The organism is Clostridia bacterium (assembly GCA_012841935.1).
Classification (GTDB): Bacteria; Bacillota; Peptococcia; order DRI-13; family DTU073; genus DUTS01.
Map to the genome: position 1 here is coordinate 1 of DUTS01000117.1, position 8,780 is coordinate 8,780.

General features: G+C 36.6%; 12 protein-coding genes. 11 read left to right on the plus strand and 1 reads right to left on the minus strand.

Annotated features, from left to right (window positions below; genetic code table 11):
* The 5 genes from GX687_06565 to GX687_06585 form a co-directional block, all read left to right on the plus strand.
* Window positions 1–126: CoA protein activase (locus GX687_06565; protein HHX97100.1), on the plus strand; the 126-nt coding region annotated here is incomplete at its 5' end.
* Between the two features lie 23 nt (window positions 127–149).
* Window positions 150–1,124 carry a 2-hydroxyglutaryl-CoA dehydratase gene (locus tag GX687_06570; GenBank protein HHX97101.1) on the plus strand — a complete coding sequence of 325 codons (975 nt, stop codon included), beginning with the start codon at window positions 150–152 and terminating at the stop codon, window positions 1,122–1,124.
* A gap of 17 nt (window positions 1,125–1,141) precedes the next feature.
* Window positions 1,142–2,821, plus strand: coding sequence for a nucleoside kinase (locus GX687_06575; protein ID HHX97102.1), 1,680 nt, complete (start codon window positions 1,142–1,144; stop codon window positions 2,819–2,821).
* A 278-nt stretch (window positions 2,822–3,099) separates the two neighbouring features.
* Window positions 3,100–4,611, plus strand: coding sequence for a sodium-dependent transporter (locus GX687_06580; GenBank protein HHX97103.1), 1,512 nt, complete (start codon window positions 3,100–3,102; stop codon window positions 4,609–4,611).
* Window positions 4,608–4,730, plus strand: a complete 123-nt coding sequence (locus GX687_06585) for a MetS family NSS transporter small subunit (GenBank protein HHX97104.1) — start codon at window positions 4,608–4,610, stop codon at window positions 4,728–4,730. Before GX687_06580 ends, GX687_06585 begins: the two co-directional genes overlap by 4 nt.
* Before the next feature lie 37 nt (window positions 4,731–4,767).
* Here the strand turns inward: GX687_06585 and GX687_06590 are convergent, their stop codons facing one another.
* Window positions 4,768–5,613 carry a DegV family protein gene (locus GX687_06590; protein ID HHX97105.1) on the minus strand — a complete coding sequence of 282 codons (846 nt, stop codon included), beginning with the start codon at window positions 5,611–5,613 and terminating at the stop codon, window positions 4,768–4,770.
* A 205-nt stretch (window positions 5,614–5,818) separates the two neighbouring features.
* On the opposite strand from GX687_06590, the gene GX687_06595 reads away from it, so the two are divergent.
* From GX687_06595 to GX687_06620, 6 genes are all read left to right on the plus strand, one after another.
* Window positions 5,819–6,736 carry a chromosome condensation regulator gene (locus tag GX687_06595; protein HHX97106.1) on the plus strand — a complete coding sequence of 306 codons (918 nt, stop codon included), beginning with the start codon at window positions 5,819–5,821 and terminating at the stop codon, window positions 6,734–6,736.
* 67 nt (window positions 6,737–6,803) lie between these two features.
* Window positions 6,804–7,346: an MGMT family protein gene (locus GX687_06600; GenBank protein ID HHX97107.1), complete on the plus strand. Its 543-nt coding sequence runs from the start codon at window positions 6,804–6,806 to the stop codon at window positions 7,344–7,346.
* 418 nt (window positions 7,347–7,764) lie between these two features.
* Window positions 7,765–8,088: a nucleotidyltransferase domain-containing protein gene (locus tag GX687_06605; GenBank protein ID HHX97108.1), complete on the plus strand. Its 324-nt coding sequence runs from the start codon at window positions 7,765–7,767 to the stop codon at window positions 8,086–8,088.
* Between the two features lie 40 nt (window positions 8,089–8,128).
* Entirely contained in the window at window positions 8,129–8,227 is a 99-nt protein-coding gene (locus GX687_06610; GenBank protein HHX97109.1) for a hypothetical protein, read from the plus strand.
* The gene (locus GX687_06615) at window positions 8,227–8,406 is read left to right on the plus strand and encodes a hypothetical protein (protein ID HHX97110.1); all 180 of its coding nucleotides are present in this window, start codon (window positions 8,227–8,229) and stop codon (window positions 8,404–8,406) included. Before GX687_06610 ends, GX687_06615 begins: the two co-directional genes overlap by 1 nt.
* Window positions 8,403–8,780 (plus strand): hypothetical protein (locus GX687_06620; protein HHX97111.1); only part of this gene is annotated, 378 nt, incomplete at its 3' end. The genes GX687_06615 and GX687_06620, both read left to right, overlap by 4 nt.

Below are 8,780 nucleotides of genomic sequence, written 5' to 3' on the forward strand. Positions count from 1 at the left end.
GATATACCGGTGATGACTATTTTCTTAGATGAAATGATGGGTAAAGCCGGAATGCAAACAAGGCTGGAAGCCTTTGTTGATTTATTGAGCCAACGGCGGGAATATAAGTTAGCTAAAGTTCTTTAAATTTAAAATGGGGAGGAATATTGGTGAAAAAGGGTTATCTCGGTGTAGATGTAGGGTCGGTAAGTACAAATTTGGTAGTTATCGATGCTCAAGGAGAAATTTTAGAGAATATCTATACAAGAACAGTAGGTCAGCCAGTTAAAGTAGTTCAAGAAGGTTTAAAAGTATTAGGAGAAAAGTTAAAAGATCAAGTTGAAATTATGGGAGTAGGGGTTACTGGCAGTGCCCGTAATTTATCTTCTGTTTTAGTAGGAGCTGATGTAGTTAAAAATGAAATTACGGCTCATGCGGTTGCTGTTTCCCAGCTAGTGCCTGGTGCTCAAACCATAATTGAAATTGGTGGACAAGATTCTAAAATTATTATACTTCGTGATGGTGTGGTTACTGATTTTGCCATGAATACGGTTTGTGCCGCTGGAACTGGTTCTTTTTTGGATCAGCAAGCTGCACGTTTAAATATTCCAATTGAACAATTTGGGGAATTGGCCTTAAAATCCAAAAATCCGGTACGGATTGCTGGCCGCTGTGCTGTTTTTGCGGAATCTGATATGGTACATAAACAGCAATTAGGACATTCTGTTGAAGACATAATTGCTGGTTTATGTGAAGCTTTGGTACGAAATTATTTAAATAATGTGGGTAAAGGTAAGGAAATTTTGGCACCGGTTGTTTTTCAGGGCGGTGTGGCTGCTAATGTGGGTATTAAGGTCGCTTTTGAAAAAACATTACACACCGAAGTAATTATTCCTAAATATTATGATGTAATGGGTGCTGTAGGTTGTTGTTATTTAGCTATGCGGGCTACTCAGGATAAACCTACCAAGTTTAAGGGTTGGCAGGCAGCGGAATTTAATTTTCGGCCCACAAGTTTTGAGTGTCAAGGTTGCCCTAACCTTTGTGAGGTTGTGCAGATTTATGAAAATGATGAAGTTATTGCCCGCTGGGGAGATCGCTGTGGAAAATGGTCTAATTTAAATTTAGGTAGTGGTGTTGGCTGAATAGGGGGGGTGTTTTTATGCAGCCCGGTAAGCAAAAAGTAATAAATTTAAAAATAATGAATCAGAAAGTTGAGGTAGAGCCTCATACCTCATTATTGGATTTGGCTGCAAAATGGGAAAAGAAAGGGCAAGGTCCTTTTCTAGCCGCTAAATATAATGGTGAATTAGTTGATTTATATCAAGAGATAACTAAGGGAGGTTGGGTAGAATTTATTGGCCCACAGGCTCCGGAATGGATAAGAATTTACCGACAAAGTTTAGTTTTTCTTTTGGCACAGGCTGTTAATGATTTATTTCCGCAGCGAAAATTAAAGGTACAGCATTCCCTAGGTAAAAGTTATTACTGTGAATTTAAAGGCATGGATTATATTTCTCCATTAGATTTAATGGCTTTAGAGGCTAAAATGAGAGAGTTTGTAGAAGCTGAGGAGCCCATTATTCCTCAAGATTTAAGTCGGGAAACTGCTCTTAAAATCTTGAGTACTCAAGGTCATTTGGAAAAAGTGACCCTTTTGGAAAACTTAAATTGGTCTCCCATTCGTATTTATACTTCAGGTTCTTATTCTAATTATTCTTATCGTCTTTTGGCCCCAGATACGGGGAAATTAAAAATCTTTAAATTAGAAACCTATGCTAAAGGTTTTTTACTAAGATTTCCCGTACCTACAAATTTAGCTGAGGTGGCACCTAATCCTAATTTGCCGAAATTAGGTCAAGTATTTCGGGAATCCGAAGAATGGGTGCGTATTCTTGGTGTGGAAAATTTAGCAGGATTATATAAACGCTGTAAAGGAAAAAAGGCTAAATATAATCAGTTGATTCATATTGCCGAAGCACTACATGAGAAAAAAATAGCACGTATTGCTGATGAGATTTATAGTCGTCATGATGAATTAAGATTAGTTTTAGTAGCTGGTCCTTCCTCTTCAGGTAAAACTACTTTTGCTCAGCGTTTAGCTATTCAATTACGAGTTTTAGGTTTAAGACCAATTTCCGTGTCCTTAGACGATTATTTTGTTAATCGTGAGGAAACCCCGATCGATGAATGGGGTGAAACGGATTTTGAAGCTTTGGAAGCAATAGATTTGAAACTTTTTAATGAACATTTACAAAGCCTAATTTCCGGTCAAGTAATAGAAATACCGGTATTTAACTTTAAAACAGGGCAAAGGGAATGGCGGGGTAGAAAAATACAATTACAAGCTGGTCAGCCTTTAATTATTGAAGGTATTCATGGTTTAAATGAAGGGCTTACTTCTTCTGTAGAAAGAAAAAATAAATATAAGATTTATATTAGTGCTTTAACCCAAATTGCTATTGATGACCATAATCGGGTCCAAACTACTGATACGCGGTTAATCAGAAGAATAGTGCGTGATTATCGCTTTCGCGGACAAAGTGCTTTGGGGACATTAAAATTATGGCCTTCTGTACGACGGGGTGAAGAAAAAAATATTTTCCCCTTTCAAGAAGAAGCTGACATTATGTTTAATTCAGCCTTACTTTATGAATTATGTGTTTTGAAAAAATACGCACAGAAATTATTAAGTGAAGTAAGCAAAGAGGAAAAGGAATATTCAGATGCACAAAGATTACTAAGTTTACTAGCCTATTTCCCTGAAATTACTGCTGAAAATGTACCTCTTAATTCAATTTTACGTGAATTTATTGGGGGAAGTTCACTTTTGGGGGGATAGATTGAAGCATGGCGGGAATACTGCTGTGAAGTGCTGTTTGGCGATATATTTAAGAAAAAAATATTATACTAAGATAGAATTATTGGATGAAGAATATTTAGTGGGCCATTGTGGTCCCTTGTGGAAAAGGAATTGAAGAATTAAAAAATAGTCCTTATGGCCAAGCTATAAGGGCTATTTTGATAAAAATGATTTTTGACTTGATAGACAGATGGGCTGGAAGGTGTTATAATACAATTTAATTTACTTAATTTTTAAAAGGAGGAGTTGATGGGTTAATGGCTCGAGAGCGATGGGGCACTAAGACAGGTTTTTTACTTGCAGCTATAGGCTCCGCAGTTGGCTTGGGGAATATTTGGCGTTTCCCTTATATTTGTGCTACTAATGGAGGTGGAGCATTTTTATTACCTTATTTTTTCGCAATTATAACCGCCGGTATTCCGATTTTAATTTTGGAGTTCACCATTGGACAAAAGTATCGCGGGGGGGCTCCTACAGCCTTAGGTAGGATGAATAAAAAGTGGGAATGGTTGGGATGGTTTCAAGCAGCAGTAGCCTTTTTTATTGCTACCTATTATTCAGTTATTGTAGCTTGGTCGATTAGTTATATGGGTTTTTCTGTGAAACAAACCTGGGGTAGTGATACTGGTGAGTTTTTCAATAGTAAATATTTAGGGGCTTCTGCAGGACCTCTGCAAATTGGTGGAGTAAAATTACAAGTTTTAATTCCTTTTTTAGCAGTTTGGTTAATCGGTTATCTTATTCTTTCTAAAGGAATTAAAAATGGAATTGAAAAAGCAAATCGGGTTATTATGCCTACCTTGTTGGTTTTAACGGGAATAATTGTTGTACGTGGGATAACTTTACCAGGGGCTATTGATGGTTTAAACTATTTATTTACACCAGATTGGTCCAGTATTTTTAAACCCGGTGTTTGGGTAGCTGCTTATAGTCAGATCTTTTTTAGCTTGAGTATTGCTTTTGCTATTATGATTACTTATGCTAGTTATTTACCGGAAAAAACGGATTTAGTTAATAGTTCTTTTATTACCGCTTTTAGTAATCATGGTTTCGAACTATTTGTAGCCTTGGGTGTTTTTGGAGTTTTAGGTTATATGGCTGGGGTACAAGGAATTGATGTAGCTGATGTATCTACTGGGGGGGTTGGCTTGGCTTTTATTGCTTTCCCGGAAGCTATTAGTGCCTTGCCGGCTTTAAAAAGTGTAGTTGGTGTTGTCTTTTTTGCTACATTGGTGTTTGCTGGCTTTACCTCTTTTATTTCCATTATCGAGGCTTATATTACCGGAGTAATTGACAAGTTTGAGATGCCTAGACAAAAGGCTTTAAATATTTTTGTGGGTATTTCTTTTGCGGTTGGTTTGGTTTTTGTCACTGGTGCTGGATTTCATGTTTTAGATATTCTCGATTATTTTGTTAACAACTTTGGTATAGTTTTAGGCGGAATTTTGGAAGTAGTTTTGATTGGTTGGTTCTTCGATTTGGAAAGTCTGCGTATACATGCCAATCAATATTCCGATTTTGCGGTAGGGAAATGGTGGAACTTTATGATTAAATTTGTGACACCTTTAGTTCTAGGTGTGATGTTCCTGCAAAACTTGGTACAGAATTTATTTACCCGTTATGAAGGTTATCCACTTTCTGCTTTACTATTAATTGGTTGGGGTTCCTTTATTCTCTGTTTTGTTTTCGCTTTTATCTTTTATTATCGTAAAGGTGCTGCCCCGATCTCTATATTCCCATCCGATAAAGGAGGGATGAATGAACTATGAAGTTAAGTGCATTGATTATGTTTCTAATCGGAGCGGTAATGCTCTGGGGTGGTTTATTTGTTTGTTTACGTATTGCCTTAAAGAATAGAAATAATGATGATGGGTTTAACGAGGGATAAAAAAAGGCCTCACTTCATTGGCGAAGTGAGGCTTTTTTTAATAGGTAAAACCGACACCTAAGGTGCCCGGTCCGGTATGGACACCGATTACAGGACCTGTTTCGGCAAAAAAGGCGGCTTTTTGATTAAAGGTAGTTTCAATTTGGTTCTTTAAGCATAAAGCAGCTTCTTCTGCGGCTCCGTGGACAACGGCAATTTGTCGCGGAATTCTTTTTCCTAAAACTTTACCCATGTTTTCCACCATTTTGCGGATAGCTTGTTTTTGGTTTCTAGCTTTACCTAAAGGCACGTAAATTCCGTTTTCTACTCTAACTACAGGTTTAATTTTTAGAATACTTCCCAGTAAAGAAGAAACTTTGCCGATTCGACCACCTTTTTCTAGGTATTCTAGAGTATCTAAAGAAAAGAACACTTCAGTTTGTTCACGTACTTTGTGTAGTTTTTCAAAAACAGTTTCCAAGGAAAAGTTTTTCTTTACCATTTCCAAGGCTGAGACTACTTGTAGACCAATTCCTAAGCTGATTGATTTGGAATCAAAAATGCGAATATTACCTTTGAGCATTTTAGCGGCAGCTTCGGCAATAGAGGCTGTGCCACTAAGACCAGAAGAAATATGAATGGAAATAATTTGGTGTCCGGCTTCTAATAATGATTTATAGGTTTGGAGAAAATCATTTATGGAGGGTGCCGAAGTTTTTGGCAGCTGCTCACCTGCTTTTTCCAATAAAGGATAAAATTCGCTAGGGGTGAGATCTACCCGATCACGATAAGTTTTTTCCGGGAAATTGACATAAAGAGGGACAACACTAATTTCATGTTCCCGGATAAAATCCTCTGGTAGATCGGCTGTACTATCTGTAACAATTTTAATTTTAGGATTCATTTTTTTCACCTTTCTATTAAGTTGTGTTAGTGCAAGTTTAGCTTATCTTCGGTAAATTAACAAGGGTTATGTTTTTTTGTGTAGAATAATGTGAATAGAGATTGTTTTTAGTAAAGGTGTTAAGTGATGGGGGTTAATTTTTCGCTGCAAAAGTTGTGGGCAATTGAAAGTATTCAGAATGATGAAGAAATCGGGGGGATGACTTATGAAAAAAATAGGAATTGTTGTTTTGGTTTTAATTTGTTGTTACTTTTTTTTCTTCAATAAGGGAATTAATCCTTTCCCTTTAACATTTGATGAAGCGGCAAATTATGGGCAAAGGCTTGCCGTAGGGTGGGAGCATAATAGTGTTTTGAAAAATAATGGGAAAGTAGTTTGTTGGGGACATGAGGCTTTTGGGCAATGTGATTTACCAGAGGATTTAACTGATGTAGTTTTACTTGCTAGAGGAGCAATTCATAATTTAGCTTTAAAAAAAGATGGCACAGTTGTTGCTTGGGGAAATAATCAATATGGAGAATGTGATGTACCTGATTTAGAGGATGTAAAAGCTATTGCCGGGGGGAGTCTGCATAGTATTGCTTTAAAACAAGATGGTACAGTTATTGCTTGGGGAAATAATCAATATGGGCAATGTAATATACCTGATCTAAGTGACGTTGTAAAGATTGGAGCAGGTGGGGCCCATAATTTGGCTTTGAAAGCAGATGGCACCTTAGTTGCTTGGGGAAATAATCAATATGGACAATGTGATGTACCAGATTTAGGAGATGTTGTAGCGATGGCTGGGGGAGCATTTTTTAGCATTGTTTTACAACAGGACGGCACAGTAGTTTGTTGGGGGGAAAATGCTAATGGACAATGTGAGGTACCAATGGGGTTAAATAATGTTGTAGCCATTGCTGCCGGGAGAACACATGCACTGGCTTTAAAGGAAGATGGTACAGTTGTTGCTTGGGGTAATAATCAATATGGACAATGTGATGTATCAGATTTAAGTGATGTTGTAGCGATTGGAGCTGGTGGTGACCATAGTCTTGTTTTGAAAGCAAATGGTACTTTAGTTACCCGAGGAAGTAATAAACAGGGTCAAGCTGCTGTACCGGCGGGCCGGTTTTTGTAAAATGGAACTAGGGATAGGTTTAATTAAAAAGGGGGAAAATGTAGGGAAAGAAACAAAGGGGAACATGATGACAAAAATAAATGAGATTATTGATTTTCTGGAAACAGATACACTTTATGTTATTTTTTCATCCTGTGGTTTGAAGTTTTTATCCCTGCGAAAGGATTCCCGGGCTGAACTTGTTAACTTAAAAGATACAAGGATTTGGGAAAATCCCCGTATTAAATTATTGGTTAATGAAACCTATAACTTTTTAAGAAGTGGTAAACATCAAATGCCTTTGGACTTCACTTCGTTTACGGATTTTGAGCAGCAGGTTTTTGAAATAGTTTCCCAAATAGAACCCGGGGAAATTATTACTTATAAAGGGATTGCTGAAAAATTGGGTAAGCCGGGGGCTGCCCAGGCGGTAGGCAATGCCCTTTCTAAAAACCCGGTTGCTTATTTTTTACCTACTTTTCGTGTTTTATCCCAAAGGGGATTAGTAATTTGTCGCAGTGGAGCTGGCCATTTGCGGGAAAAGTTTTTGGTACATGAAGGGCATGATTTGGTTAAGCTGAGGGGGAATTATGTTTGTCAGCGGAAAAAATGTCGGGGAGGATTTTTTTAGAGTTGCAGCCAATTGTAGTTTACTACAATACCTGTTTTTTATATTAGAGATCAAAATTTAGCATTGATCGGATTTCATTATTTTAAATGATTCTTCTATTTGCCAAAGGTTATGATAGGTGTTATAAATGCCCAGGTCGGACATTTGAGTTTCTAATTTGGCAAACAAATACCCATCACCATTTTTAGAATAGGAATATTAAGGTAATACTTCATGGAAAGTTCTGTTTTTACCGCACGAATTGACATTCCGGGCAATAAAAGCAGTTCATATAGATCGCAAAATTAGTTGTTAGCTTAAAAAATCAACATATTTTTTGATCTTAAGTTTTATGGTGTTAATTGCTAAACACGGGAGTTGAGATTGTAATACTTACGTGGTACACTTTTATCAAAAAGTGGATGTGGGTGATTATAAAATGATTAATGAGGATATTGTTCAATCCATGACGGAAAGAATTGTAAATGCGTTTTCACCGAAAAAAATCATTGTATTTGGCTCTTGGGCACGGAATGAATCTACCAAAGATAGTGATATTGATTTTTTGGTAATCACTCATTATAAAGGTTCAAAAAGGGATATTCAAGTAGCAATACGAAGGGAATTAAAGGGATTTGGTATACCTAAAGATGTTATAGTTGCCTCAAAAGAAGATATAGAGCAAAAAAAAGATTTACCGGGTTATATTTACGGAACTGCCTTACGGGAGGGGAAGGTTGTTTATGAGCGAATAGATCAATAGACAATTAGCTTTACGGTGGCTTGAATATGCGAAAAATGATTTGCGGGCGGCATCGATAATACTTCCTCGTGATGATGTGGCCCCCCGGACTGCTTGTTTTTTAGCTCAACAAAGTGCTGAAAAGGCTTCGCAATTTTAGTGTTAAAAGGAATAATTTATGATTTAGATGCACTGTTAGAAAGATTATCTGATAAAGAAAGTGCAAGATTTAAGAGTATTGACTTAACATGGTTAACTGAATGGAGCATAGAATCTCGTTATCCTGGGGATTGGCCGGAAGCTTCAGCGGTAGTTTACTTTGGGGAGGATGATGTTTGATGTATCGTAAAATAGTTCTTTTTTTTCTGTTAATCTCTTTTGTTTTTATTTTAGGTTGTCAGAAGAATACTGAAAAGGCAGAACAAACAGTAATTAAGGCTCTTAAGGCAATGAAAAACTATGATCTAAAAAAGGCAAAAAAATATATTAATTTTGTGGATTTGTCTTTAGAAATTCCGGAGTTGAAAAATAATATCTTAGGTGAAATAATTAATAATGAGGAAAACCGAAAATTAATGATTAGTGATTTGGATTTTACACTTATTTCTTTTTTTGAAGAAGAAGATAAACTCATTGTAAAAACGGAAATTGAGAATATTGATTTGGGAAAAATTTATCATGATTGTTTGCGTAATTTTCAAATGTTTGTCTTA